Annotated in this window: 24 protein-coding genes, 1 other RNA gene and 1 pseudogene; 7 read left to right on the top strand and 19 right to left on the bottom strand. The window is 32.5% G+C overall.

Annotation, left to right across the window (positions count from 1 at the left end; all coding sequences use genetic code 11):
* Nucleotides 1-12: 12 nt before the first annotated feature.
* Complete coding sequence (gene glmL / locus DW1_RS07525; RefSeq protein WP_074349994.1) at nucleotides 13-1,401, bottom strand: methylaspartate mutase accessory protein GlmL; 1,389 nt, start codon at nucleotides 1,399-1,401, stop codon at nucleotides 13-15.
* Between the two features lie 27 nt (nucleotides 1,402-1,428).
* Entirely contained in the window at nucleotides 1,429-1,839 is a 411-nt protein-coding gene (gene glmS, locus DW1_RS07520) for a methylaspartate mutase subunit S (RefSeq protein WP_074349993.1), read from the bottom strand.
* An 840-nt stretch (nucleotides 1,840-2,679) separates the two neighbouring features.
* Between glmS and DW1_RS07515 the strand changes: the two genes are divergently transcribed.
* A complete protein-coding gene (locus tag DW1_RS07515) occupies nucleotides 2,680-4,221 on the top strand; it encodes a putative polysaccharide biosynthesis protein (protein ID WP_074349992.1) in 1,542 nt (513 codons plus the stop codon).
* 81 nt (nucleotides 4,222-4,302) lie between these two features.
* Here DW1_RS07515 and DW1_RS07510 read toward each other — a convergent pair whose 3' ends face one another.
* Nucleotides 4,303-7,512, bottom strand: coding sequence for an ABC transporter permease (locus tag DW1_RS07510; RefSeq protein ID WP_074349991.1), 3,210 nt, complete (start codon nucleotides 7,510-7,512; stop codon nucleotides 4,303-4,305).
* Nucleotides 7,506-8,210, bottom strand: coding sequence for an ABC transporter ATP-binding protein (locus DW1_RS07505; protein ID WP_074349990.1), 705 nt, complete (start codon nucleotides 8,208-8,210; stop codon nucleotides 7,506-7,508). The genes DW1_RS07510 and DW1_RS07505 overlap by 7 nt, the downstream gene beginning before the upstream one ends.
* A gap of 343 nt (nucleotides 8,211-8,553) precedes the next feature.
* On the opposite strand from DW1_RS07505, the gene DW1_RS07500 reads away from it, so the two are divergent.
* Entirely contained in the window at nucleotides 8,554-9,294 is a 741-nt protein-coding gene (locus DW1_RS07500) for an SDR family NAD(P)-dependent oxidoreductase (RefSeq protein ID WP_074349989.1), read from the top strand.
* Between the two features lie 87 nt (nucleotides 9,295-9,381).
* Here DW1_RS07500 and DW1_RS07495 read toward each other — a convergent pair whose 3' ends face one another.
* The 4 genes and pseudogenes from DW1_RS07495 to DW1_RS07475 form a co-directional block, all read right to left on the bottom strand.
* Nucleotides 9,382-9,585 carry a DUF4368 domain-containing protein gene (locus DW1_RS07495; RefSeq protein ID WP_242942450.1) on the bottom strand — a complete coding sequence of 68 codons (204 nt, stop codon included), beginning with the start codon at nucleotides 9,583-9,585 and terminating at the stop codon, nucleotides 9,382-9,384.
* Nucleotides 9,569-9,739 (bottom strand): annotated as a pseudogene (locus DW1_RS07490) (recombinase family protein); the annotation flags it as partial. The pseudogene DW1_RS07490 and the gene DW1_RS07495, both read right to left, overlap by 17 nt.
* A gap of 693 nt (nucleotides 9,740-10,432) precedes the next feature.
* Nucleotides 10,433-11,242 carry a hypothetical protein gene (locus DW1_RS07480; RefSeq protein WP_074350037.1) on the bottom strand — a complete coding sequence of 270 codons (810 nt, stop codon included), beginning with the start codon at nucleotides 11,240-11,242 and terminating at the stop codon, nucleotides 10,433-10,435.
* 8 nt (nucleotides 11,243-11,250) lie between these two features.
* Nucleotides 11,251-11,496 (bottom strand): helix-turn-helix domain-containing protein, encoded by a 246-nt coding sequence (locus tag DW1_RS07475; RefSeq protein ID WP_074349986.1) that lies wholly within the window; start codon nucleotides 11,494-11,496, stop codon nucleotides 11,251-11,253.
* A gap of 137 nt (nucleotides 11,497-11,633) precedes the next feature.
* On the opposite strand from DW1_RS07475, the gene DW1_RS07470 reads away from it, so the two are divergent.
* The 3 genes from DW1_RS07470 to DW1_RS15530 all read left to right on the top strand — a co-directional run bounded on the left by DW1_RS07470 (nucleotide 11,634) and on the right by DW1_RS15530 (nucleotide 13,891).
* Nucleotides 11,634-12,854: an HsdM family class I SAM-dependent methyltransferase gene (locus tag DW1_RS07470; RefSeq protein ID WP_074349985.1), complete on the top strand. Its 1,221-nt coding sequence runs from the start codon at nucleotides 11,634-11,636 to the stop codon at nucleotides 12,852-12,854.
* A gap of 4 nt (nucleotides 12,855-12,858) precedes the next feature.
* Nucleotides 12,859-13,515, top strand: coding sequence for a restriction endonuclease subunit S domain-containing protein (locus tag DW1_RS07465; RefSeq protein WP_074349984.1), 657 nt, complete (start codon nucleotides 12,859-12,861; stop codon nucleotides 13,513-13,515).
* Between the two features lie 202 nt (nucleotides 13,516-13,717).
* Nucleotides 13,718-13,891, top strand: a complete 174-nt coding sequence (locus DW1_RS15530) for a hypothetical protein (RefSeq protein ID WP_159433568.1) — start codon at nucleotides 13,718-13,720, stop codon at nucleotides 13,889-13,891.
* Nucleotides 13,892-13,927: 36 nt separating this feature from the next.
* Here the strand turns inward: DW1_RS15530 and ssrS are convergent.
* The 3 genes from ssrS to DW1_RS07445 form a co-directional block, all read right to left on the bottom strand.
* Nucleotides 13,928-14,105, bottom strand: a non-coding RNA gene (ssrS, locus tag DW1_RS07455) — 6S RNA.
* 190 nt (nucleotides 14,106-14,295) lie between these two features.
* Nucleotides 14,296-16,059 (bottom strand): ATP-dependent metallopeptidase FtsH/Yme1/Tma family protein, encoded by a 1,764-nt coding sequence (locus DW1_RS07450; RefSeq protein WP_074349982.1) that lies wholly within the window; start codon nucleotides 16,057-16,059, stop codon nucleotides 14,296-14,298.
* 292 nt (nucleotides 16,060-16,351) lie between these two features.
* Nucleotides 16,352-16,645: a hypothetical protein gene (locus DW1_RS07445; protein ID WP_074349981.1), complete on the bottom strand. Its 294-nt coding sequence runs from the start codon at nucleotides 16,643-16,645 to the stop codon at nucleotides 16,352-16,354.
* A gap of 157 nt (nucleotides 16,646-16,802) precedes the next feature.
* On the opposite strand from DW1_RS07445, the gene DW1_RS07440 reads away from it, so the two are divergent.
* Nucleotides 16,803-17,669 carry a hypothetical protein gene (locus tag DW1_RS07440; protein ID WP_074349980.1) on the top strand — a complete coding sequence of 289 codons (867 nt, stop codon included), beginning with the start codon at nucleotides 16,803-16,805 and terminating at the stop codon, nucleotides 17,667-17,669.
* Nucleotides 17,670-17,711: 42 nt separating this feature from the next.
* On the opposite strand, the gene DW1_RS07435 is transcribed toward DW1_RS07440, so the two are convergent.
* Both DW1_RS07435 and DW1_RS07430 read right to left on the bottom strand, forming a co-directional pair.
* Nucleotides 17,712-17,978, bottom strand: a complete 267-nt coding sequence (locus tag DW1_RS07435; RefSeq protein WP_074349979.1) for a hypothetical protein — start codon at nucleotides 17,976-17,978, stop codon at nucleotides 17,712-17,714.
* Between the two features lie 428 nt (nucleotides 17,979-18,406).
* Nucleotides 18,407-19,294 (bottom strand): RluA family pseudouridine synthase, encoded by an 888-nt coding sequence (locus DW1_RS07430; protein ID WP_074349978.1) that lies wholly within the window; start codon nucleotides 19,292-19,294, stop codon nucleotides 18,407-18,409.
* Nucleotides 19,295-19,389: 95 nt separating this feature from the next.
* Between DW1_RS07430 and DW1_RS07425 the strand changes: the two genes are divergently transcribed.
* Nucleotides 19,390-20,208, top strand: a complete 819-nt coding sequence (locus DW1_RS07425) for an NAD(+)/NADH kinase (protein ID WP_074349977.1) — start codon at nucleotides 19,390-19,392, stop codon at nucleotides 20,206-20,208.
* A 56-nt stretch (nucleotides 20,209-20,264) separates the two neighbouring features.
* Here DW1_RS07425 and DW1_RS07420 read toward each other — a convergent pair whose 3' ends face one another.
* From DW1_RS07420 to DW1_RS07395, 6 genes are all read right to left on the bottom strand, one after another.
* Nucleotides 20,265-20,870 (bottom strand): hypothetical protein, encoded by a 606-nt coding sequence (locus DW1_RS07420; protein ID WP_143474378.1) that lies wholly within the window; start codon nucleotides 20,868-20,870, stop codon nucleotides 20,265-20,267.
* Nucleotides 20,871-20,900: 30 nt separating this feature from the next.
* Nucleotides 20,901-22,109: an O-antigen ligase family protein gene (locus DW1_RS07415; RefSeq protein WP_074349975.1), complete on the bottom strand. Its 1,209-nt coding sequence runs from the start codon at nucleotides 22,107-22,109 to the stop codon at nucleotides 20,901-20,903.
* Nucleotides 22,110-22,255: 146 nt separating this feature from the next.
* Complete coding sequence (pepF, locus tag DW1_RS07410; protein ID WP_074349974.1) at nucleotides 22,256-24,061, bottom strand: oligoendopeptidase F; 1,806 nt, start codon at nucleotides 24,059-24,061, stop codon at nucleotides 22,256-22,258.
* A gap of 137 nt (nucleotides 24,062-24,198) precedes the next feature.
* Entirely contained in the window at nucleotides 24,199-24,909 is a 711-nt protein-coding gene (locus tag DW1_RS07405; protein ID WP_074349973.1) for a zinc dependent phospholipase C family protein, read from the bottom strand.
* A 114-nt stretch (nucleotides 24,910-25,023) separates the two neighbouring features.
* Complete coding sequence (locus tag DW1_RS07400; protein ID WP_074349972.1) at nucleotides 25,024-25,617, bottom strand: hypothetical protein; 594 nt, start codon at nucleotides 25,615-25,617, stop codon at nucleotides 25,024-25,026.
* A gap of 17 nt (nucleotides 25,618-25,634) precedes the next feature.
* The gene (locus DW1_RS07395) at nucleotides 25,635-26,078 is read right to left on the bottom strand and encodes a cell wall hydrolase (RefSeq protein WP_074349971.1); all 444 of its coding nucleotides are present in this window, start codon (nucleotides 26,076-26,078) and stop codon (nucleotides 25,635-25,637) included.
* Nucleotides 26,079-26,194 lie beyond the last annotated feature (116 nt).

Here is a 26,194-nt window from a genome sequence, read left to right as displayed (position 1 = left end):
TTTGCCCTCCTATTATAGGTTAGTAAGATTTTTCTTTAATATTCTGATTGCTTTATCTGGATACTTAACTGCCATTAAACCCATAGAAGAAAAAATATAGTTTTTATCAACTAATATTTTAGGGTCTATTGGTTTTAAGTAATTAGGATTTTCTTCATTAAATAAACTAGCCCTTAAAATTTTCTCTGGATTTTCACTAAAAACAAGTATTCCACCTGTACCTATTAAGTACTTAACATTTGTTAAGTCTTTTCCTCTTTGTGTATAGATTCTACCCATTGGAGTATAAACTTCTTCTATTATTCCCACATGCCTTTCCATGGCTACTTCTGCTGCGGCCATACTTATAGCCTCATCAAATTCTTGCTCTTCATAGTTATGAGGTACTTCGCTAACATTTTGAGCTAGATAATGGCATCTCTCTGCAACATCATATTTTAAGTTAGGGGCAAATTTCTTGATTTTTCTTGCCGGAACTGATTGGGATAGAGATTCTGCACTTACTCTCATACCTAGATCTCCCTCTACAGTTCTTTTCTCATAAGGTTCCTGTAAGCCTGTTAACATGATTCCTGCTTTAGTCGGTTCACCTTCAGCTATGGAGTGTATATCTGTTGTAGCTCCTCCAATATCTACTACAACTAGATCGCCTATACCTTCCTCCTCACTTGTTCCATCAGCTAGGACTTTAGCTGCATTTAACACTGCTGCAGGAGTTGGCATTAAAATACCATTTATAAGTTTTTCCGCATTCCCCATTCCTTTTGCTTCAACAATTTTCTCCATGAATATTTCTCTTATGGCTTCTCTAGCTGGTTCAACATTTATTACATTAATCTTTGGCATAACATTTTCTACTATTCGATAGTATACGTTTTGACTTTCAAATATTTTTTCAATCTCATCACTTGCATTTTTGTTGCCTGCCACTACTACAGGAACATCCTTTATATTCATAGCAAGCATCTTTGCATTGTGTATTATACAGTCCTTTTCTCCCCCATCCGTTCCTCCTGCAAGTAGAATAATATCTGGTTTTTTTTGAATTATTTCCCTAATTTCCCTTAAAGTAAGCTGATGACTATAAACCCCCAAAATCCTAGAACCTGCACCTAAAGCAGCTCTTTTAGCAGCCTCAGCTGTAAGATCTGGTACTAAACCTATTGCCACCATCTTTAACCCACCAGCTGCACTACTACATGCAAGCATTTCTTTGAATTCAATATCTCTATCCTTACATTTTTCCTTTAAAATCTTTAAAGCATTCTCAAATCCGATCATGATATCGCTTTCCACTGTTGTTAAAGCCTTACTATTACATATAATTTCTTCATTATCCATATCAACAGCAGTAAGTTTTGTATAAGTGCTGCCAAAATCAATTAATAGAAGTCCATTCATTTTATCACCTTTATATTCAAATATTAACTAAATAATATGTAAATCTTCTTTTAAATCTCTTATTCCTACTTCTGGTGAAGTTCCAGGTGCATATACTCGATTAAATCCCATATCTTTAAATCTCTTTTCTACTGATTCCCAATCCTGCTTACCAACAACAAGATTTCCACCAGCATATAGTAAGATATCTTTTAAGCCTGCTTCTTCACATTTTTCTCTAAGTCCTCTACAGTCTATTTCTCCATGACCATAAAGTGATGATACTAAAATAGCGCTTGCACCTGTTTCAACAGCTGCGTTTATAAAATCCTCTTGTGAACTTAGCACACCTATATTTGTGACCTCAAAACCAGCCTGTGTAAATGCATAATCAAGAATTTTATTACCAACTGCGTGGCAATCAGCCCCTATAACACCAAGTACAATATTTTTTTTCATAGTGACTTCTCTCCCTTATAAGTATCTTTGATAATCTAATGCACCCTCATAGTAGCACGCTTTTAATAACTAGGCTAATTCCGCATTTTGCTAATTTGTCATAATTTTTGCGATATTTAGCCTTTATCTCAAATTACCTCCTCCTTAATCTACAAAAGTGAATCATTCTCCGAATTAGTGTATTTTTCTCAATTGTTACATTTTAGAAATAAATTTGTGAGATTTCGATAATTTGGATTCGCAAGTTTTCAGTTTAAAGTTTCACAAATTAATAGAACATGTTCTAAAACATCATGTTTTTCATTATTTTTATTTCCTGGAAAAAAAATTTTGCAAGTTTCAAATCACAACTATTCATTTATTGCAATTAATCTTTCATGTGTAAAAATGAAACATATAAATATTAATTTTTTGTCGAAAATAAATTCTCAACTAACCTTTTCCAAATAAAAAAACTCCAACACTAGGAATTGCAATTCCTTGGCTGAAGTTCCATAAGATACTATTTCTAATACTATCAACAGAATGTAAGAAGAATCTCAGTACAGTTAATATGTTAATTTTTTGACATATTTGAATGTATAATGATATAACACTAAATAAGATTTCAGCAAAAATAGATATTGCACTAAAGCTCCCAATTTGATAACACCATAAAAATACTATATAAAAACCAAAGAATATAATATTCTTTGATATAATTTAAAAATTATATATCCTGTATTCTTTATAAAAACCTAACTTCTTCAAGATTCATATGTTTTTATTCTATTCGTAATATTACAAATTCCAAAGAATATACATTATTAGAGATCCATATTTATTTCTTGAGGTGATATATTGAAAAAGTCTAGCTTTATATATGGTGCTATAATACTTGCCATAGTTAATTTTGTGGTAAGGTTTATTGGTTTTGCTTATAAGATTATATTATCTAGACAAATAGGTCCTGAGGGAATTGGACTATTTCAAATTGCATCGCCAGTTTTAATGTTTTTCATTACTTTCACTACATCAGGAATGCCTGTGGCAGTATCTAAATTAGTGGCAGCACAAAAAGCTCTAAGGAATGACCTAGGATGTAAAAAAGTCTTAAGAAGTGCACTACTTCTTGCAATTTCACTATCAGCTTTTTTTATTACAATAATAGCTATATTTGGACAGTTCATATGTACTTATATATTAAAAAACAATGATATTTATTATTTAATAATAATGCTATCTCCAGCAATATTAATAATCTCAATATCATCAATTATTAGGGGCTATTTTTATGGCTTAAAGAAGGTAAGTCCTCCAGGTATTGCTCAAATTCTAGAACAGATTTCAAGAATAGTGTTTGTTTTAGCTGTTGTACGCTATTTTCAACCAATAGACCCTAGACTTGGAGCAATAATTGCTGTTGTAGGAATAAGTGTAGGAGAGATTTTTGGACTTTTATGGTTAATATTTCACTATAGACAGTATTCTAAATCTCAAGTTTGCTTGCCTACGAAGAGTCAAAGCTATTTATCATTTATATCAAGTATAATATATATTGCAGGTCCTATTACACTTTCAAGACTTATAGGAATGGTAATGCAACTAGCAAATGCAGTATTGATACCTCAGAAATTAATGGTAGCTGGATATACCTCAAGCGAAGCAGTAGCCATATTTGGGAAAGTCATGGGAATGTCAATGCCAATATTATTTTTACCCTTTACAGTTACATCTGCATTAGTAGTCAATATCATCCCAAATCTATCTGAAGGAGTTGAACAAAAAAGACTTGGCAGTATGAAGAATGATATTGCACTATGTCTGAGAATAGCTCTATTGATATCTATTCCTCTGACTGTAATATTTGTTTTATTTTCGAAACCTATTGCTATAGTGCTATATAATGATACAGATGTTGGAAGATACATGAGTATCCTTGGTTTTAGCACAATATTTTTATCTCTTCAAAGTACATTGACTGGAATATTGAATGGTTTAGGAAAACAGGTTTCTGCAACTATTAATGGATTAATTGGTACTAGTTTTCAATTAGGGGCTACACTACTTCTCGTAGGTAATCCTTCATATGGCATAAATGGTTTCTTTATAGGATTCATAGCTTCTAGCTTTATTATATCAACCTTAAACTTCTTCACACTAAATAAAGTTATAAATATAGATATAAATCTTAAGGATTATGTATTTAAGCCAGTACTTGCTTCTATTATATCTACAATATCTGTACTTCTTTCCTACACTTATCTTTTGGACTTAGGTATAAAGAGTTATATAACTCTAATCATAAGTCTTGGAATAGGTTTGACATCGTATCTGATGCTTTTAATTCTTATAAAAGCTCTGCCACCATCTCTTATGAAAAGACTTTATAGTTTTAAGTAATATGAAAAGAGATGGTCCTTTTCTTTTTAATACTGTGAAAAGAACCATCTCTTTTTTATTCCGCCTTATTCCTTGTGCTATTTAATCTATAGATTTCAAAGATTCTACCATTTCAACATTTCTAAGCTTATAGTACATTACAAAATTGACGAAAACAGAAAACACTAGGGTTAAAAGTATAGAAAATACATAACTCAAAGGCTCAACTTCAAGTCCAAACATTATGTTGTCCATTTCCACTGTCACCATAATGTATCTGTGTAAAAATACTCCTATGATGAGCCCTACTAAGGTCCCAATGAGAGTTAATATAGTATTCTCCCTATAAACATACGCTGATACTTCATTATCATAGAAGCCTAATACCTTTATAGTGGCAATCTCCCTTATTCTTTCACTTATATTGACATTAGTTAAATTATATAGTACTACAAAGGCTAGAGCCCCTGCTGATACAATCATAACTAAGACTACATACCCTAAACTCTGTATAGTATCTTCAAAGTTTTCTCTAATGCCAGTATTAAAGCTTACACTAGATATTCCTTCTTTGCTAATTAGCTCCTTTGACAGTAAGTTTTCGTCAGAATTTGAGGTGTTCACTAAATTTCCTATAGCCTCGTTAAATTTAGCTTCACGACCAAAAACTTCTCTATAATATTCTGGAGACAGATATGCATAGTTAAATGTATAGTTTTCTGTAATATCTGTAATCTTAACTTTAGCTTCATCATCACCACTTATTAGAGTAATTTCATCTCCTACTCTCACATTTAAGCTTTTACCTACTTGTTCTGTGATGATTACACCTTTTTCAGGTATATTGATCTTTTCTCCATTTTTACTGTTCTGTAGCCGTATAAAATCATCTATCTTGCTCAAATTCCTAGGAACTATTATAGAAACATCCTTCTTAATTCCATCTGAGACAAGGGTTCCACTTTCATTTAATATTAGCTCATAGTCTTTGATATTTTTATTTTCACGAAGATATCTTTCACCTTCAGGCTCTACTCCTACAGTTATATCATAGGTAAATAATACTCCAAATTGTCTATCTACAACTGTTCTAATAGAATCTCTTATACCAAAAGCTGCTAGCATCAATGCAGTACACCCTGCTATTCCAAACACAGTCATGAAAAATCTTCTTTTATATCTAAATATGTTTCTAATAGTGACTTTATAAGTGAAGTTAAATCTATTCCAGATAAATGGAATCCTCTCAAGAAGTATTCTCTTTCCCATCTTTGGTGCTCTTGGTCTCATTAATGATGCAGGATTTTCTCTTAATTCATTGTTACATGCAAAGAAAGCTGTTATAGTTGTAAGTCCTATAGCACCTAAAGATACTGATAAAGCTAAAAATGTATTAAATCTAAGCTCTACAGGAGGTAATAAATACATAATCCCATAAGCATTAAATATAACTGTTGGGAATATTGTATATCCTATAGCTATACCTATAATACATCCTAATATGGTAGCTGTCATGGCATATAATATATATTTAAAAGCTATATCTCCATTGTTATAACCTAGTGCCTTTAATGTACCAATATTCACTCTTTGTTCATCTACCATTCTCGTCATAGTAGTCAAGCAGACTAGGGCTGCCACTAGGGCAAAGAATACTGGGAAAACTTTAGATATTGCATCTATTCTATCTGCTGCTCCACCATAGTCTACATATGAATAATGGCCTTTTCTATTTAGAACGTACCATTTTGGTTTTTTTAGCTTTCTTAGTTCCTTCTCACCATCCTGGATTTTCTCCCATGCTTCCCTTAGCTCCTTATCAGCTTTTTCCTTAGAAGCAATATACTCTTCTTCGCCCTCAGCTAAGTCTTTTTTAGCTTTCTCAAGGTCTTCCCTTGCTCTCTGAATTTCAAGTCGGCCTTCTCTTTCCTTATTTATTAGATTTGATTTCTCTGCTTCTAGTTTTTCTCTTGAAGCTTCTAATAGTAGCTTGTTTTTGTTGAGCTCTTCCTCAGCCCTAACTAACTCCTTTTTCTTAGTTTCTAATTCTCTTTTTCCACTTTCCACTGATTCTATAGTTTTATCTAGAATACTCTTAGTAGACTGTAATTCTATAGTTAGTTTTTCTCGTTCTTCATCTGGTAATGAGGGGTTTTCTAATGCAGAGCTTATCTGGAGTATACTTGCTTCTAATAAAGCTATGCCTTCTTCTCCCTGCTTAATTTCATCTTCAGCTTTTTTAAAGCCCTCATTAGCTAGAGCTTTATTTTCATTAAATGTCCTTAGTCCCTTTTTATATTCTTCTTCACCATTAATTAGCTCTTGTTCTGCCTCTACAAGCTTTTGCTTTCCTTCATTAATAGAAGAATTGAATATTCTTTCATTTTCCTCAAGCTTTCTCTCGCCATCTGCTATTTCTTTTTTAGCATCCTCTATTTCTTTTGCTGCCTTATTTAATTCCTCATCTGCTTTAGCTTTCTCTTGAAAATACTCCTTTTTTCCTTTATCTAACTCCTCCTGCGCTTCTCTTAGAATATTATCATATCTAGTTTTTTCTCTATCTTTAGATATATCCTTTATTTTTTCCTCAACTACATTAACAACATCAAAGTATTCATCATTATATGAATTTATTTCTTTAGCCCCATCTATAGTTACAAATATATCTGTATAAACATCTAGTTTAAAGTTCTCTTGAGGAATCATGATAAAGTCTCTTACTTTCCCATTCCCAATATCACTGCTTCCTTTTTCAAAAGATAGATAGTATGGACTTTGGATAGCACCTACTACTGTAAATTCTGTATTTAATAGGCTATCAGATAAAGGTTCTTCCTTCCCTGAATATAGCTTTATCTTAGATCCAATAGGTACATTCATAGAGAGCTCTTTTCCCACCTCTACTAAGCATTCATCTGATTTCTCAGGTAATCTTCCCTTTAGCAATCTCACCCCGTTTATCTGATCTTCTGATGAAAAACCGTGTATTCTAATTACTACCTCATTTTCATTGTATAGGGCTAAAGCATCTATAATGTAGGTTCCAAAGCTCTCTTTTACACCAGAAATACTACTTATTTCCTTTAAATCATCTTCTGTTAGCCCTAATGTAGAAACTATTCGTAAATCCATTAGATTATAGTCATCATAATACTTATCAGCAGTAAACTCCATAACCTCTGGAGAAATCTTTACTCCTGCAAAGAAAGCTACTCCTAAAGCTATAATAGCTACAATAGAGATAAACCTGCCTAGGGATTTGCTTATATCTTTTAAAGCATCCTTTCTTAATGCATTCTTATTCACTACCATTCAATCCTTTCTACTGGTATAGGATTGCTGTTGATAGTTTGGCTTTCGATTTGACCATTTTTTACTCTAATAATCTTATCTCCCATAGGCGTAATAGCTAGGTTGTGAGTTATGACAACTATTGTCATTCCCATTTCACGACAGGTATCTTGAAGCAGCTTAAGAATTGCCTTACCTGTGTTATAGTCCAGTGCACCAGTAGGCTCATCACATAAAAGCAGCTTAGGGTTTTTAGCTAATGCTCTAGCTATTGCTACTCTCTGTTGTTCTCCTCCTGATAACTGTGCAGGAAAATTGCTTTTTCTTTCACTTAATCCTACTGCATCCAATATTTCTCTTGGATCTAATGGGGACTTGCATATTTGAGTTGCTAACTCTATATTCTCTATAGCAGTTAAATTTTGAACTAAATTATAAAACTGGAACACAAAGCCAATGTCATGCCTTCTATATGTAATAAGCTCCTTCTTTGAAAATGCACTCACTTCTTTATTATCAACTATTACCTTTCCAGAGCTAACAGTATCCATTCCTCCCAATATATTTAGTATCGTGCTCTTCCCTGCACCACTAGCACCTGCTATAATTACAAATTCTCCCTTGTCAATAGAGAAATTCACTCCTCTTAAAGCTTCAGTTTTCACTTCTCCCATTTGATAAACTTTTTTTACATCTCTAAACTCGATATATTCACTCATTCACATTACTCCTTAACTTATATATAGATATTTATTTCATTCATCTATTTAGATAATACCACATTTTTAAAAAAGTATTTACTGTTTAATTTAATATTCATATTAACTTTAATATGAGTCTATTAATAATAACTATATAAAAAGTCATTTTGCTGTAAATAAATTTATGTATTAAAAGATACCAATCGGCTATTCTAATATTAAACCTGCTAAAAAATTATATGACAAATATAAGATTAAATAATATGAATAATGACATTTTTGTCGATTGTTATGGATTTAACATTGATATATTATAAATAGTTAATTTTTTAGCGATTATTGTTAATAGGAGGTATTGTATATGAGATTAAAGGACAAGGTAGCTATTGTTACAGGTTCGACTTCTGGAATGGGACGTGCAACAGCAGAATTATTTGCTAAAGAAGGTGCTAAAGTAGTAGTAACCGGAAGGAATGAAGAAAGAGCCAAAGAAGTAGTAAATAGGATCAAAGCTGAGGGAAATGAAGCAATTTATATTATTGCTGATACTTCTAACATGGACGAAGTAAAAAAAATCTTTGACAAAACAATTGAAGCCTATGGTACTGTTGATATTCTATTTAATAATGCAGGTATGTTAAGTACTACTCCTATTGCTGACTTAACATTAGATGAATGGAATAAAACCTTTAGTGTAAATGTTACTGCACCGCTTTATTTAAGCCAATTATGTGCACCTATAATGAAAGCAAAAGGAAAAGGAGTCATCATAAATACAAGCTCAGTAGCTGGTGCTCACGCACATCATGGAACTGCTGCATATGTAACTACAAAACATGCTTTAAATGGCCTAACTAAATCAATGGCTTACGAGTTTGGTCCTGAGATTCGTGTAAATGCAATATTACCAGGAGCTATTATGACTGCTATGGTTGATAGTGTAGGAGGAGAAGCGGCAGTTAAGCACTTAATCGAAGATTCACCTCTAAAGAAAGCTGGTCAACCTGAGGAAATTGCTACTGTAGCTCTATTCTTATCTACTGATGAGTCCTCTTTTATAACTGGACAATTATTAAGAGTAGATGGTGGTATTGATCTTTAATAAAAAATCTAAAAACTCCCATTAGATGGTGCGTCTTAGGAATTTTTAATCCCGTAAAAAAATCGGCATAGTTTGGTTTATAACCGGCTATGCCGATTTTTCTTGCTCTTTGGTGGATGTAGGAACCAGCGTTTCGAATTCCCCAATACAGTTATAAACGATTTTGATACGCTGTACTCGTTTGACATCAATGCGCTCTGCCTTGTATGCATAATTTTTTTCAACAAACTCCCGGATAATCTCCGCTGTGAGTTCCTTTATATCAGTATACTTTCGTACCACTATAGCCATCATCCACAAAGAACTCGGTGTTTGTGAAACTGTTGTCATCAGCATACTTCTGTAAAATGGTTTTCTGATTTTTAATGCTGTTAGAGTCACCCTGCAACTCGTCACCTCTTGAGAGACGGCAGTACAGAGCGGTTATTTTATTTTTACTCTTCACAGCAGTATAAGGCTGCCTCTTATTCCTGTTTACCTCCTTTCCGACAGTCTTAAAGCGGTACTCTCTATTGCCGTACTACTATGAAGAAGTCAAGTTATTAAGTTTAAGGTGCCATATCAATTTTAAAGTTTGTGATGTCATTAAGTATCATTCGTTTCAGCTTGTCATATGCAGTCTCTCTAGCAGTGCTACTGATTGCTGATTCTACTCGGTGGAGTCGGTGAAATGGTATATAGAGCTGTACGTTTCCCAGAATACATCCTGGAAATGCATGATGACGTTCAAGTTTACAAGCCGCTGTTTTCTGCAATGATTCCACTGGAGTGAGGAACAGATTATTCCTTGACAGGGCAAGAACTGTTAGTATCCTTGTGTAACTTATACAGCAGACTAAATAACCCAGACAGCACTGAGTCTATCTCAGATGCCGTCTGGGATTGGTGCAGAAATAACATTCATCCTATGGAATAATAATCTAACTAATGTTTTTACCGATGTGATTATTGTAGCATACCATCATTTTTTACGATCTATTATATTCTACAGGAAATGTAGCTGGCAAAGTGAGCTCTCCAAACCGATTAGTGACTCCCAAATCAAATAAACCATGAAACACTGCTTATGATTAGCAAACAAAAAATAATCTAGGTAAATATAAAAAACATCTTAGCAAAGGTAATCCTTGCCTAGATGTCACTTAAAAAACTTTGTGAAGTTTTTAGGATTTATGTAGGTTTGCAACGGTCTATATGGAATACGTTTTAATTTTCCGAAATTAGTATCTTCATTAAGATCTTTTCCTTCACTCTCTTTTCTGCCATAAGAACTATAATCTATCTTTTGCTTATCTTTTATTTTTCGTTTACCCTGGTTGCTGAGTATGGTTGGTGTTTCAAATTGACCAAACCATCCTCCATTGCAATCGTACATTCTTCTATCTCTGGCAAGAATACATTTATAAACTGGGAAAACATTGAAATCAATTATTGTTGGGGAATAATAACCGGGTTTAGCTCTATTCTCTATTAATGCATATGCAATAACAAGAAGCAAATCCTTATCTGCCTGCACATTCTTAAAGGTAACTTTTTGAGTCAACCTTGCTGATGGCTCGCGTGGAGTAGGTGGCTTTTTCATTTTAATTTTAGGATTATCAACAAATAACAGCTTTAATTCCAGACGTAAGCCAGAAGTGTGAATGTAGTCCGGATAGCCTTCTCTATCACCAAGTATTCCCTCATTTTTTCTTAGACCAACAGTATCGAAAGTGTTATTATCTGAAATTTTTGAAAGCTGTGGAATACACGCATCCATGAGTGAACCGATAATTGTACCGATTTGTGATGGTTCAAAAGCAATCAGTATTTCTTCTGGAATAGAGAGAATATTAAACTGAACACCAATAAGTGGAGCAAGAGATAACTTAATGTTTTGTATTTGTTCATCTGTAATTGTATTTTTTATATGTAATGAAACATATTTTTCATACTCATCTCTTGACATGAAAGGCATTATTTATCATCTCCCCTATAATATTTTTGAGGAAGTATATCTGAAATAGAAACCCCTAAAGCATCTATCCAAGAAAGGAACTCAATAACATCCAACCTTCGTTCCCTATTTTCAACTTTTGAAATGAATGATTGATTAACATTCAATCTAAAGGCCATTTCCTCCTGAGTAATGTTTTTCTTCAATCGAACATTGCGTAAAGCAGAAATAATAAAAATATAATCATCAGTGTAGATAGATTTCATATACTACCTCCTCTCTGTGTAGATTATATATCCCAAATCACAATATTCCAAAATGGAATATCATATACTAATTTCGACCTGGGTCTTTACTGTTAATTTCAACAATGATATAATAAACGTTGAAAGGAGATTACATTATGACTACTAGAAAAACTGTACATATAATTACTTTTGAAGACATCTATAAACGTCTTGAAGAACTAATGCTTGCTAATTCCGGAGAAAATGAATTCGAGGAGATATTTAAGTTGGTCGTTATTAAATTATGGAAAGAACTAAATGCTCCTGAAAGCACAATTAATACCGTTAATGAAGCAAATCGCTGTTTGCAAGAAATAGATCAACTTTGGAAAGGTATTTTGTTGGAAACAAAACTTTGCATCACAGAAGAACAGTTTGCTGTTTGCTGGAAAATAGTATCGACATTTGACTTCACCAAAGAAGGATATGAAGGGATTGACGCCATCTTTGAATTCCTGATTTCTAAGGAAAAGAAGGGGTCCAAGGGTCAATATTTTACACCAAGATATATTGTTGATTTTTGCGTTAAAATACTAAATCCCAAAGCGGGAGAATCCGTTCTGGATCCAGCCACTGGTTCTGGTGCGTTTTTGTATCACTCATATCTAAATGGATTATCAAATGGAGTTAAATTGTGGGGATTTGATTTTGATAATACTGCGGTTCGGATTGCAAGATTATTGATGTATGTTGGAAACGTTCAAAACTTTCATATTCACAAAGTGAACAGTTTGATAAAGAACGGTGTTCGATCAAATTTGTTTGAAACTGGTATTTCAGAAATATCTACAACTATTGAAGATATTTTGAGAATTGAGAAATTTAAAGGGTTATTTGATATTATCATAACCAATCCACCATTCGCTGGTGAAATTATTGAGCCTGATATTCTGGAAAGTTATTATATTTCTTCTGGTAAATTAAAGATAGAAAGAGACGTGTTGTTTGTTGAACGGTGTATTGAGCTTTTAAAGCCGGGAGGCCGTATGGCAATTATTCTACCGGATAACATATTTGGTGCAAAAGAAAACGAGAGCTTGCGTAAATGGATACTTGAACGGTGTAGGATTATTGGAGTTATCGGTATACCGAGAAATGCTTTCATGCCACATACATCTGTAAAAACTAGCATCTTATTTATACAGAAGCGAGATACGAAAAGGACTGGTGATGAAAACATTTTTTTTGGTATTAGCGAAAAGCCTGGAAAAGACAGCCGTGGAAAAGTAATTTATAAATGTCATAATACATCATCTTGGAGAGATGTTGACCATGATTTGGATGAGATTTTTGTAAGCTTTAAATCGTTTTTGAAAAAAGAAGGGGTGAGGTGGTAATCAGATGGCTCTCTGTATAATAAAATCTGTGATGGAATTAGGTTTGCAATTTGTTCTAACACCAGAACGATATAATCCGAAAAGACGGATGGATATATCTGATGATGATGGAGTATTACTTTCAGATATCATTTCGCTATCTGATAACACAATCACTATGAAAAATGCATCAGGAGTGGAATGCTATCAAATTAATACTTCAGATGCTATGGGAGGGTACTTAAAGATTCCTCAACAAAAAGTTATACTCAACAGCAATAAAAAGATACTACAGCAGGGGGATGTTATTATTTCAAGATTACGTCCTTACTTAAGGCAGGTTGCATATGTTGATATTGAAAAGAAAGATGGATTACTTGTGGCATCAACTGAATTTTATGTAATGAGGAGCCGCAACAATAAATCAATTGCCTTTCTTGTCCCGTTTCTTTTGTCAGATGTAGTGCAAAATGTTTTCGTAAATTCAGTAGAAGGAAGTCAACATCCAAGGTTTAAGGAAGACGATCTTTTAAATCTTGTAGTTCCTCGAAGCATATTTGATGCTAGAGATAGTATTTCGAAAAAAATAGTGAATGCAATTCAAAATTATCGAATATATGAGAATGGCATAATTGAGGAAACTTCTCAGGTTAATGCTATATTTTCACAGCAGAAGAAATGAGCATTATAACCAATACAATAACTTGAATTACACTCCACTGTTGGTGAGCACCTGACAAGTAAAAGCTATTCGTAGCTTAATTTTGCGTGTAGCTATTGCTGTGTACTTTGGTGTTTATTTAATATGCAATTTGAGTATGTAGAGTTTGGTAAACTAATAGACTGTCTATGAGATTTAGAGGTTAGCAGAAAAAATAATGATCATGGCAGTTTTATATCTTGTATTTGCTACCAATATTATACTAACATCACTTAGTATTTTTTCTGAAACTTTCTATAAATCACTTTCTAATAAAATGTTTGATAAAATGATTCATAAATTAGTTTATCAAATGATAATAGATGAGGTATCTATTACAAATTTAGAAAAGCACTAAAAAATATAAAATCCTTAAGCAGTTGCTTAAGGATTTTATATTCCCATGATGCCGGCGGTCTAGCTAATTCACACCCGCACTTCTGCAGGTGGGTGTCCTGCCACTAACCTCTGATGTCCTGTTAGAACAGGCATATCATCAACTAATGAACTCAGACTCCCGTATATAATATGTCGGTTGAATTATCATAGACTATCGTACATCTCAGGAAACAATTCATTCTTTATATAATTATTATACTATATATCTTTAAAATTTCAAATTAAATTATATTTGAAATTCTTTCTATATTTAGAATAACCTATATTTAAGTAAATTATTATATATTTTTTTAATTTACTTATACTTTATATTAAAACCTCAAAGAAAATACAAGTCATTATTAAGTTAAATCAGACTGCCAATTAAGCTGATTTTAATATAATATCATTAAGCTCATCTTCATCCATAGTTTCATTAATTAACAGTCTTTCTGAAATATTTTCCAACTTATTGATATTTTCTCTAATTAGACTTAAAGTTTTAGTGTATAGCTCTTCAATTAATTTCTTAGCTCTATCAACTACATATGCATTGCTACCAATACTATCTCCTAACAGTACCTCGAAGTTTAGAAGTCCTGTATTGTCATCCATTCCGTATCTCGCTATCATAGAAATTATCATGTCAGTGGCCTTTTGTAAATCATTAAGTGCACCTGTAGTTATTTTATCCTTGCCGAAAATTATTTCTTCAGCTGCCCTTCCCCCTAAAGCCACCATTATATGATTTAATATGTCTTCTTTTGATTGATATAACTTATCAGGAGGAATGTTCATGCTAAAACCTCCAGCACCTTTTGTACTTGGTATGATACTAATTTTAGTTACTCTGTTTAATGGTGAAGTTAATTTAGTAACTAAAGCATGACCTGCTTCATGATAAGCAGTAACTTTTTTCTCTTCTATAGATATATAGCTTCTATCCTTCTTTTCTTCTCCTGCAATTACAGTATAAAAAGCTTTATCTATGTGACTCATATTTATGCTATTATCATTGTATCTAGCTGCTAACATAGCAGATTCATTCATTAGACTTTCTAGTTTTGCGCCACTAAAATAAACTGTCTGATAAGCAACTTTTCTTAAATCAACTTGCTTGCTTATTGGTTTATTTTTAGCATGAAGCTCTAATATTTTATATCTGGCATTTATGTCAGGTAATCCTACTTCAAGCTGTCTATCAAATCTTCCCGGCCTTAATAAGGCATCATCTAAAGTATCTATTCTATTTGTCGCTGCCACAACTATAATTCCTTGATTTTCTTTAAATCCTGACATTTCTGTTAATAATGCATTAAGTGTTCTGTCACTTTCATCAGAAGAACCATTTGATGCCCCACCTCTTCTCTTTTTACCTAGAGCATCAATTTCATCTATAAATATTACGCATTTTCCTGTTGCTCTTGCCTTTTTAAATAGGCTTCTTATCCTACTTGCTCCAAGACCAGCATACACCTGTATAAAATCTGAACCTGTTACTGAAAAGAAAGGAACATTTGCTTCCCCAGCTAAAGCTTTTGCAAGCAAAGTCTTACCTGTTCCTGGAGGACCATAAAGCAACACTCCTCTAGGCATTCTAGCTCCATATCTCTCGTATTTTTCTGGTTCTCTAATAAAATCTACCATTTCCTTTAGGCTTTCTTTAGCCTCATCATTTCCTGCTACATCTTCAAAGGTTATGCTGGAAGTATTTTCTCCATTATCATCTATTTCAGACATTTGAGTCATCTCTTTTTGTGCCATTTTATTAGAGTTCTTGCTAACAAAGTAAAATAATCCACCAAAAGCTACTAGCACTACTATCATAGTTATTATATCACCAATAGTACTACCGCCATTTGTCTCTTTAACATCGACACCAGAATTAAGAAGTTTTTCTTTAAATCCTTCAGTTCTAGGATTATCTGTCTTAAACAGCTCACCATTCTTAAATGCTCCTACTATTTCTGCCTCAGCTGTAAGATTTACAGACTCTATATTCCCATTTTCCAGATGCTTACTGAATTCTATATAAGATATATCTGTAACTTCCGGTCTGCTGCTTAAGAAAACAAATGCAGATACTATTACTATGACCATGACAGCTATTAATACAATAAGGATTCTTTTGTTCTTCAACAGCTTCATGTTCGTCCCCTTTCTAGTTTACATAATATATTATGATTATAGCATAACACTTGATAGATGTCTATTTAAAAGCAATCAAGTTAACATAATTCACTCATTCCCTGACTGGCTATGTCGTTTTTAGCAGTTTCGCAACACAAATTCATTTGCTTGACTGCCCTCTATGAATTTGGTGCTCACTGCGTTTGACCTACCTACGATTCTTTCTGAAAAGCATCCGAAACAATCGGGTTAGGTCATAAAACAAAGAAGGGTTTCCCCTTCTTTGTATGTCTGAAAATATTTAGTTGAACTATTGGCCAGTCTTTAACATTTTAAGTAACCTGTCTAGATTTTCATTTTGCTCTTGATTTAATAATGGCCTTAAAGCTTCCAATTGATTCAGTTTAGCCAGAAACTCTTCTTGACCCATATCTTCTGTAAGTTTCTTATTTAGCCTTATTATTTCAAAAAAAATCTCATCCCCTGATTTGTTTGAGTACTGCTCTACAAGTTTTTTAACTGTTTCAAGTTGTTCCTCTGTAGGTTCTATCTTCTCTTTTATTTGCTCAATTACTTCTTCAATATTTTTATTATCATTAACCATTTACATTCCTCCTCATTTAATTTATATATAAGTCTATGTGTAAAAGTGCATGTCATATTACTAGAAGAAAAAATTAAAATTTATTGTAACAGAAATAATCCTATTACATATTATAGATATAAATACTATTTGTAAATTTAACTAGGGAGGCATGAAATTGAACGAAATTGTAGCAATCCCTTCAAACCAAAACCTAACTGAAAAATCAAATCTACATATCAATAAGTTGATTCTTCTATTGCCTTTGATACTCTTAATAAGCAACTCTTCACGAGGATTTACAAAAAAAAGAGCCTATGTATCTGGCCTAGGCAGTGACCTTTTAGCCTCCATTGACTTTAAAAGTATAAGTGAGAAAATGGGCATAGTAAAAAAAATAGGACCCTACATGCCTGAGTATATTACAGAGCCCCTAAACACAATAATATTCTGTATTGAAAAAGCAGCCACAATCATTGAACTCATGGAAATAATAGCTACTAATAAATCTTATACTCCTATATTAACCTATGATAATTTATCTAACAAAGATAGAATAAATGGCATACTCTCAACTATAAAAAACGAAATAAATGACGAAAATTTTAATGCTCTAAAACCAGCTATTGATGTAGCTTTAAATTTTGATAAATACAAGTCCTTAGGTAATATGATATCAGGCCTAGGTAATATAACTAATAAAGCAGAAAAGATATCAAGCCCACCAACTAAAGTGGAAATACCTGTTCAAAATAACACAAGTAAATCTCTTCAAATAGAAGATATGGTCAATATTTTAAAGCCTTTATTGGGAAATGATGAAAATAAAATTAATCAGCTAGATAGTATGGTAAATGTAATTAAGCCTATGTTGCAAAATAGCGGAAATAAATCAAATCAACTTGATAGTATAGTTGATGCTTTAAAGCCTGTATTAGGAAATAATCAAGGGGCTACAAATGAGAAAATAGGAGATATGTTTAAAATGCTTGAAATGCTAAATGCTTTGAACTCAAAGGATTCTAAAAAGGAACAGCAAAACTGATTTTAAAGGGAACGAAGGCCACCGTTCCCTTTAAGATAATTTTTATGGATAATCTGTGTGGTCATTACCCAAATAGTTTAATTCGCTTACCACGTTAATCATGTGATTATTTTTATCATGTTTTATATCTACAGAGGTTAGTCTTGCATCATCCTGCCTAAAAATTAGATATTGCTTTAACAGGTCATTGGCTGACTCATTGTCTACATCATTATAGACTAGAAAAAATTCTTTCTCGGGTATTTCTAAGGTAAGTGTATAGATACCATCTTTGTCCCTAGTTCTTATTTCTCTAATTCTGTTTAACATAGAATCACCTCAACTTTTATTATGCCCTAAAAACAACTCTTTTTTCATAAAATATTTGAATTTTATAAAAGGATGTTTAAGTTTTAAAATAATGGTAAAAAATATAATAAGATTTATTAATTGAACTTTGCTTATTTATCTCCACTGCCCCCGTAAGCAAAGTTCTTTTTCTTTTTCCATGTAACAAAAAATCTATATGATTAATATATTGTATTAACCAATAAATTGGTTACAAATTATGTAAGGGGGTTTTCTAATGGGAAATAATGTTGGACTTGGAGGGTTATTCGACGGCGATACCCTATTATTTTTCTTCATACTTCTAGTATTAATCTTCTGTATGTGCTGGGGAAGAGGTTGCTATTAAGTTGATTGCAAAATACAAATCGCGGTGAAAACAAGATTTCACCGCGATTTGTATTTTAATTCTAAAGCTTTGCAATGAGAGTCTCCATATCACTAGGCATCTTGGCGATTATTTCTCTTTCTTCTCCAGTCCTAGGATGAATAAATTTAAATTTATATGCATGTAATGCTTGCCTATTTATTAGGTCGCTTGGTTCATTATATAAATGATCACCTATTATTGGATGCCCAATGTGTTTCATATGTACTCTAATCTGATGAGTTCTTCCTGTTTCAATTTCTATTTCTAGTAAGGTTGCTTTATTGAACCTTTCAACTACTTTATATTTTGTAATTGCAACCTGTCCATTTTCCATTACAGCTCTTATCATAGGTTCATCATCTTCTTTACCTATAGGTAAATCGATGATGTCTTCATCCTTATCCACTACTCCATCAACTATAGTTAAATATTTCTTTTCTATCGTTCCTTCCTCCATTTGCTTTGACATCTGCTGGTGTGTAAAAGCGTTTTTAGCTATGACTAATATTCCTGAAGTTCCCATATCTAACCTATTTACAAACCTAACCTTTTTGCTTATATTTTTTTTATTAAAATAATAAGCTACACCATTTGCTATGGTATCATCTTGATGACTCTTAGTAGGATGCACTACTATATTGGGCTGTTTATTTAGAATTATCAAATCAAAATCTTCGTGAATTATATCTAATGGAATATCTACTGGAATACTTGTCTCTACCTCCTCCTCCATAAGGATGGCAATTTTATCACCTTTGTTAACAGTTACATTAGCTTTTGTTGTTTTCCCATTCAAATATAACTGTTGATTTTTCTGAAGTCTTCTATATAGTCTTCCTGATATGCCATAACCTTGCTTTAGTACTTCTTCTATTGTTAGTCCCGATTCTTTTACATTGAATATTATTACACTTTCACTTTCTTTCATTACATTCCTCCGTTTTATATTTAATATAATTAGTGTATAATATACATATACTTTTAATCTCAGCTATTTCACATACAAAATTTGGAGGGAACGCTTTGGATAATAAACTACAAAGAACAAAAATAATAAATATTATACATAATGATAATACTCGTTCTAAAGAAACTTCTGAGATTTTAGAAAATAAATTAAGAGAGTATGGTTATGCTATCTCCTACGAATTTGATCATAATGCAGAACTAAGTATATGCATAGGTGGGGATGGTGCATTTTTAAGAGCTGTCCACAAGCATGACTTTCCATATATTCCCTTTGTCGGAGTTAATACAGGACACTTAGGCTTCTTTCATGAAGTAAATCCTGACAATATTAATAAATTTGTAGAGAATTATTCCAAGGGAAATTATAATATAGAAGATATCTATCTAGTTGAAACCATTGTATGTACAAGAGCTAGCTGTATAGAGCTTATTGGTGTCAATGAAATAGTTATCAAGGGTATAGAATCAAAGGTTATACATCTAAATGTTTCAATTGATGATAACCATCTAGAATGCTTTAGTGGAGATGGATTAATAATCTCTACCCCTAGCGGGAGTACTGCCTATAATCTTTCTGCTGGAGGAAGCATAGTTTATCCAACCCTAAAGACATTGCAGTTAACTCCTCTTTGTCCAATAAACTCTAAAGCCTATAGATCTTTACAAAATAGCGCTATTATACCTGACGGAATGTCTATAAAAATTAATCCTGAATACAGGGATGAAAACAGCATTTTAATAATCATAGACGGAAAGCAGTTTAAGTATGATAACGTAGTGGAGATTACATTTAAGCTTTCTGATATGACATTAAGAAAGCTTACTTTTCATAGTCAAAATTTCTGGTCTAAGGTTAGAGATAAATTTATATAGTATCCTAGACCAACCACTATAAACCCCTTTGGAAAAGCCTGTATATTAGCTTAAAGTTATATATTAAAATCCAACACTAGCTTTGTACTATTTCTCATTTCTGTAGCAATGATATAATGGTTGAATATTCCAGAGCAAATCCTGTCTAATTCTCTAAGGGTTATGCCTTCATCTATTTCATAAATTGTTACATCTGCTTGTTTCCAACCATAGGAAAACAGTGTTTTAGCTGAGTCTTTGTCAATTAGTTCTAGAGGTATGGAGCCAAAAATGTTTCCTCCCTCTACATTATTTGACATCCAAAACTTATTATGTAACTCTAGGGCACCTGCTCTTTTTAAATCGTCTGTCCTTCTATCACTAAACTTTTCTAAATAATCCCCTTCATAGTAATTTCTTATTTCTATGGGTTTATATAAGAAAGGTAATGTGCTTATCAGTGAAAAGCCGGGATATTCTACCCTTCTCCCACTCCCAGTATTATTACCAAATCTTGTAGTATTAGTGCATTGTTCCTTTATTATTTTAGTTGCATTAATCAGTTCATCAGCTAATTTATCAACTTTATCATAATTATTGCAGTAAATATATGATTCTATTTCACTTACAAGTCTTTTTACGGCCTTTATTGTATTTCTCATACTATCACCTTTCCTACTCATTAATTCAATATGCTTTTTAATTCACATAGTTCAGTCAGATTTTGTAAATGTGTGTTCAGTAGCTCTATTATAGTTTTCCTCACTAAGGTTATAAACCTTTGTTACTGTAAGATTAATTCCTATAAAAGTCCAAACAAAAATTGATATTTGCTCTTGAAAGCTAACTGCATCAAGAAGTCCATTTACTAATAGTACTATATAGAAGCCCATGGATATGAGACTAATATCTTTATTGTCAAAAACATCTAACTTAATCTTATTCCATAAGTATTTTATAAATGAAATAAAAAGAGATAGACCTACTATGCCTGTATCCACAAGCCTTTGCAAATAAATATTATGCACATGAGACACATAAGCTTTTAACTCATTTGAATATATTGGTATCTGTTCCCATACAGTACCCTGACCTATTCCCAATATTAGATTGTTTTTTATAATATATAAAGATGTTTTCCAAATCTTTATTCTATAATCTATACTTGAATCAGCTGCTATGTTTTGAGGAAGTAATCTACCTGTATCACTAAAGAAGTCGAATGAAATAAATAATATTGGAAATATTACTGCGTATTTCATGTATTTTCTATTAATTAAGAATAAAGTTATGAATGATATGCAAAGAGATATCCATCCATTGCGAGAATACGTCAATAATAAACACATTGTCGATAATGTACTACACAAAAGAGCAAAAGCTCTGCATAGGCTCTTTTTATTTGACTCATGGTGTACTACTGCTGTTAATATGGTAAGATCCAAGAATACTGCTAGTATATTAGGATTGAAAAAAGTCGAATAGGCTCTAAAATCAATTCTATATACTTCACTATCTACCCAGCTTTCAGGCATGTTGTTATCAAAATAAAAGTACTGGATTATCCCTATAATTGATACTATTATCCCTAAAATCATTACCACTATAATAACTAAGTTAATGTGCCTTTCCTCTAGGTAACAACTAACTATTGAACAGAATAAAATTTTCATTATATATAAAATTGAAAAAAGAATACTTATATACCACAAATCAGAAAATAAAGATGAAAAAACTGCTGAAGCAATCATCATCAAAAGTATCTTGTTCTGCATCAGATGATTCCAAACAATTTTCTCTTGTTTAGAAGCTATTATCAATGCAATTAACAATCCTATAAGCAAATACGATACAACTGGTAAAAATGCTCCTAGTATCAATATGGCAAAAATTATATAGACGATAATTTGGTTCAGCTTCATCTTCTAATTACTCTCCTATGTACATTATTTTAATATTTATTTCAGATTAAATCAATAGCAAAGGCTTCCTCAATACTTTGAGAAAGCCTTGATTACTAAGCTACTGTATAAACGAATTATACTAAATACATGTTTGGGCACTCTGATTAAATGAGCTTTTCCATTTTATCTACAAGTTCTCCAAAAAACTTAAGCGCTTTTTCAATTGGCTCAGGTGTAGTCATGTCAACTCCTGCCTTCTTTAGCACGTTTATTGGATAGTCAGAGCTTCCACTCTTCAAAAATCCAATGTATTTTTCTAGAGCTTCTTCACCTTCATTTAATATTTTCTGAGAAAATGCAGTTGCTGCCGAAAAACCAGTAGCATATTGGAAAACATAAAAATTATAATAGAAATGAGGAATTCTTGCCCATTCTATTGCTATATGGTCATCTACTATAATATCTGGCCCATAATATTTTACATTTAGTGCTTTGTAAGTCTCACATAACCAATCTGCAGTTAAGGATTCACCTTTCTCTACATGCTCATGTATAGCAAGCTCGAATTCAGCAAACATTGTTTGACGATAAACAGTACCTCTAAATTGCTCAAGATAATGATTAAGAAGATATAGTTCCTCTTCTTTAGATTTTACATTTTTAAGCATATAATCCATAAGTAAAGCTTCATTAGTTGTAGATGCAACTTCAGCTAAAAAGATACTATAGCCTCCATATACATAAGGTTGATTTTTCCTCGAATAGTAACTATGAAGTGAATGACCTAGCTCATGAGCTAATGTAAACACATTATCCAATGTATCCTGATAATTTAGAAGTATAAATGGGTTAGAATCATATGTTCCCCATGAATATGCCCCACTTCTCTTTCCTCTATTTTCATATACGTCTACCCACCTAGACTTAAGACCTTCATTAACTATATTAATATATTCGTCTCCTAGTTTAGTTAGACCTTTTAGTACTAATTGCTCTCCTTCTTCATAAGGTATCTTCATATCTATGTCTTTTACTATAGGAGTGTATAAATCATACATATGAAGCTCATCTAAACCTAGTGCTCTCTTTCTTAAAGCTACATATTTATGTAATGAACTAAGATTATCTCCTACAGTTTTAATTAGATTATAATAAACTTCTGTTGGGATATTATGTTGATTAAGTGATGCTTCTAGAGCACTACTATATTTTCTAAGCTTTGAGTATAATATATTTTTCTTTACATTTCCACTTAAGGTTGATGCAAAAGTATTTTTATAATTGTAATATGTATCGTAAAGACCTCTGAAAGCATCATGCCTTACTCTTCTATCCTTACTCTCCATCAAAGGTATATAGCTTCCGTGAGTAATTTCAACTTCATTCCCATTCTCATCTTTTATTGTTGGAAATTTTATATCAGCATTGTTAAGCATACCGAAAGTATTCTCTGAAGCTGAAGCAATATCACCGGTTTGAGCTATTATTGCTTCTTCTCTTGGCGAAAGAGTATGTTCTTTATTTCTTAAAATATTATGCAAATAATGAGTATAAATTTGTAATTCTTTTCTTTCATCCAAATACGTATTTATTTTTTCTTCATCTATCATAAGAAGCTCTGGCACTATAAATGATGCACTTTCTCCAGCTTCTACCATTAATCCTGAAGCTCTGTCAGTTAAAGCCTGATATGTGCTATTTCTAGTATCCTCATCCTGCTTCATCTTTGCATATGTATATATGTTATCAACTACTCTAAATAATTCATCTTGCAGGATTAGAATTTCAAGTAATATTTCACTACTATCACCAATTCTTCCTTGATACTCCTTTACTTTTTTCGAAAGCTCCTTAGCCTTTTTAAAGTCCTCTTCCCAGGCTTCATCGCTTACGTACAATGATTCCAGATTCCATAAATATTTTTGGTCAATGTCCTTTCTTTCCTTTGGCTTTCTTGAATTATTTCCCATTACTATCCCTCCCATTTTATACATATACATTCTACACTTTTTCTGGATTTTTTTCCACATTAGTTTATATATTTAAAGTTAATGTTATAGATTAAGATTAGAAAATCTGATTAAATGGCATTTTTATAGTTAATGTTTCACTTTAAGTCAATACTATTTACTTTCCTTAAAAACATAATTAAGCACCCTGCCGTAGTTCTTTGAGCAAGGGGAAGTGAACATCTTGTTGTTTTATAAAACCTTAGATTGTCATCTTTGATTTTTTTAAATTGCTTGTAAATCCTCAGTGCTACTTTAGTATTGAATCTTACAAAGTCTTCAATCTCATCAAATACTATAGGCTTATCTAAAGTTCCAAAATCTTTAACTTTATCATAAGCTGTCTTTACGAAGTTTTCATACTGCCTATGATTATCTAATAATCTTATATTTACATGCTGAGGAATAGTCAGATCTTGTATTATATGCACTGCTGCTCCTAGATAGAACATAGATTTTTCAATGTCATTTTCTTTAAAGCTATCTATAACAATTTTATAGTATTTTTGTGTCAACTTTAAAGCATTTCCGTGCCCGTACAACCCCTTTTTCTTTGTTGGATTGTAGAAATGATTTATGCTCTTAAAGTCCTGGTCAGCCCATACAGCCCCTTTATTTATAATTTCTATATGTCTTTTAAACTCATTGAACTCCATAATATAAGCATTTGCTTTAAGTATGTTAAGGGCATGAACATTAATAAACTGATGAACCTTTGCTTCAGTTTTTATAACTTTCTTTTTAAACGGGTTTACTGCCTTTAGTACACTCCTAAAAGCTTCACCATAATATAGCTCAAAATTTTTCATATTATCTTCCTCTTAATATTAGTTATCTATATATTTTATAATGTCCAAAAATCCAAAAAAGAAGATTAAATTTTCATTTAATCTTCAAAAAATGTTTTATTTTTTTATTATCTTTTATAAAAGTATAGTCACAAATTTTATTGCATAAAAATCAGCAAACAATAAATCATCTGTTCTAGTCTCTCTTAAAACTATATGGTCTATACCTACATCTATGAGGGTGCCTTCTCTATCTATAAACATATTTGTACCAAGTATGAACTCAACCTTTACTGGGTAACCTATATATTGTTTTAAATGTGCTTGTAAATACCCATCATTAGTTAAAACTGGAGGACCAGGTTCACGTTCAAGGTCTGCTGGTGTTCTTGGTGTAGTAGGAGATGTAGCAGGTGGCTGTGTAAATGGACTACTAGTTGGTGGCATACCTGGTTGAGCAGCCCATGGTGGTACTCCTACTGGATTAAAAGCTGTTCCAGGTGGTGGAACAAATGGACATGGTGACATTTTAGGCACATTAGGCTGAGTAATAGGTGACACCACAGGTGGCATGTTTGGCTGTCTAATCGGAGATACCACTGGTGGCGTCTTCGGTTGCCTAATTGGTGACACTACTGGCGGCATATTTGGTTGAGTAATTGGTGATACTGCTGGTGGCATAGCTGGTACATTATATCTATTATTGTCATCATTTTGTTGTCTTCTCATAAAATCCCTCCTATATTTTAAGTGTTGCTATATAGTGCTGTTGGATCATAGAAACAGTGATCGCCTATTCTTGAATTAAAAGCACCTGAACCGTTATATGGAAATTCTGGAGGACAAGTAGGTACAAAAGGATTCATATACCATAAAGACCTACCTATATTCCATAATTTATTCCCTGCTAAAGCCCAGTCAGCTATCTGATAGTGTATATCTTCTGGTGGAGTGGCCCAAATAGTCTGGGGATTGGTCCTACCTCTAATTATGCTTCTCATGCAATCAAATTGACCCTGTTGATTTATTACTTTTCTTAAGTCACCTTGACACACTCTTCTATACTCACCATCTGCTACATGAACGCGATTCATTATTACAGTGGCTACAGCCTTCATTCCTGTTTCGCCTTCCCCACCAGCTTCACATTTTATAATTCTGGCAAATAGCTCCCTATTTGAATAAGCCATTACAGCATACCTCCCTTGTCTTTTGCTACTATTAATATATTTTAGAAGATATGCCTTTGCTACAAATTTAATAAAATTGATAATGAAAGGACAAGCTAAAAATAGAAAACATATAG

Source organism: Proteiniborus sp. DW1 (genome assembly GCF_900095305.1).
GTDB lineage: Bacteria > Bacillota > Clostridia > Tissierellales > Proteiniboraceae > Proteiniborus.
Note: the sequence above shows the minus strand (reverse complement) of the source record. Positions and strands in the feature narration are given on the sequence as shown.

Excerpts from the sequence above, each read along its gene's own strand:
- DW1_RS07505 (WP_074349990.1), bottom strand. The coding sequence starts at position 8,210 with ATGAGTGAATATATCGAGTTTAGAGATGTAAAAAAAGTTTATCAAATG.
- DW1_RS07435 (WP_074349979.1), bottom strand. The coding sequence starts at position 17,978 with ATGTTAAACAGAATTAGAGAAATAAGAACTAGGGACAAAGATGGTATC.
- DW1_RS07420 (WP_143474378.1), bottom strand. The coding sequence starts at position 20,870 with ATGAGTAGGAAAGGTGATAGTATGAGAAATACAATAAAGGCCGTAAAA.
- DW1_RS07445 (WP_074349981.1), bottom strand. The coding sequence starts at position 16,645 with ATGGTTAATGATAATAAAAATATTGAAGAAGTAATTGAGCAAATAAAA.
- DW1_RS07395 (WP_074349971.1), bottom strand. The coding sequence starts at position 26,078 with ATGGCTTATTCAAATAGGGAGCTATTTGCCAGAATTATAAAATGTGAA.
- pepF (WP_074349974.1), bottom strand. The coding sequence starts at position 24,061 with ATGGGAAATAATTCAAGAAAGCCAAAGGAAAGAAAGGACATTGACCAA.
- DW1_RS07400 (WP_074349972.1), bottom strand. The coding sequence starts at position 25,617 with ATGAGAAGACAACAAAATGATGACAATAATAGATATAATGTACCAGCT.
- DW1_RS07480 (WP_074350037.1), bottom strand. The coding sequence starts at position 11,242 with ATGTCAAGAGATGAGTATGAAAAATATGTTTCATTACATATAAAAAAT.
- DW1_RS07500 (WP_074349989.1), top strand. The coding sequence starts at position 8,554 with ATGAGATTAAAGGACAAGGTAGCTATTGTTACAGGTTCGACTTCTGGA.
- DW1_RS07430 (WP_074349978.1), bottom strand. The coding sequence starts at position 19,294 with ATGAAAGAAAGTGAAAGTGTAATAATATTCAATGTAAAAGAATCGGGA.
- DW1_RS07415 (WP_074349975.1), bottom strand. The coding sequence starts at position 22,109 with ATGAAGCTGAACCAAATTATCGTCTATATAATTTTTGCCATATTGATA.
- DW1_RS07495 (WP_242942450.1), bottom strand. The coding sequence starts at position 9,585 with ATGGCTATAGTGGTACGAAAGTATACTGATATAAAGGAACTCACAGCG.
- DW1_RS07465 (WP_074349984.1), top strand. The coding sequence starts at position 12,859 with ATGGCTCTCTGTATAATAAAATCTGTGATGGAATTAGGTTTGCAATTT.
- DW1_RS07510 (WP_074349991.1), bottom strand. The coding sequence starts at position 7,512 with ATGGTAGTGAATAAGAATGCATTAAGAAAGGATGCTTTAAAAGATATA.
- DW1_RS07450 (WP_074349982.1), bottom strand. The coding sequence starts at position 16,059 with ATGAAGCTGTTGAAGAACAAAAGAATCCTTATTGTATTAATAGCTGTC.
- DW1_RS07475 (WP_074349986.1), bottom strand. The coding sequence starts at position 11,496 with ATGAAATCTATCTACACTGATGATTATATTTTTATTATTTCTGCTTTA.
- glmL (WP_074349994.1), bottom strand. The coding sequence starts at position 1,401 with ATGAATGGACTTCTATTAATTGATTTTGGCAGCACTTATACAAAACTT.
- DW1_RS15530 (WP_159433568.1), top strand. The coding sequence starts at position 13,718 with ATGGCAGTTTTATATCTTGTATTTGCTACCAATATTATACTAACATCA.
- DW1_RS07405 (WP_074349973.1), bottom strand. The coding sequence starts at position 24,909 with ATGAAAAATTTTGAGCTATATTATGGTGAAGCTTTTAGGAGTGTACTA.
- DW1_RS07470 (WP_074349985.1), top strand. The coding sequence starts at position 11,634 with ATGACTACTAGAAAAACTGTACATATAATTACTTTTGAAGACATCTAT.
- glmS (WP_074349993.1), bottom strand. The coding sequence starts at position 1,839 with ATGAAAAAAAATATTGTACTTGGTGTTATAGGGGCTGATTGCCACGCA.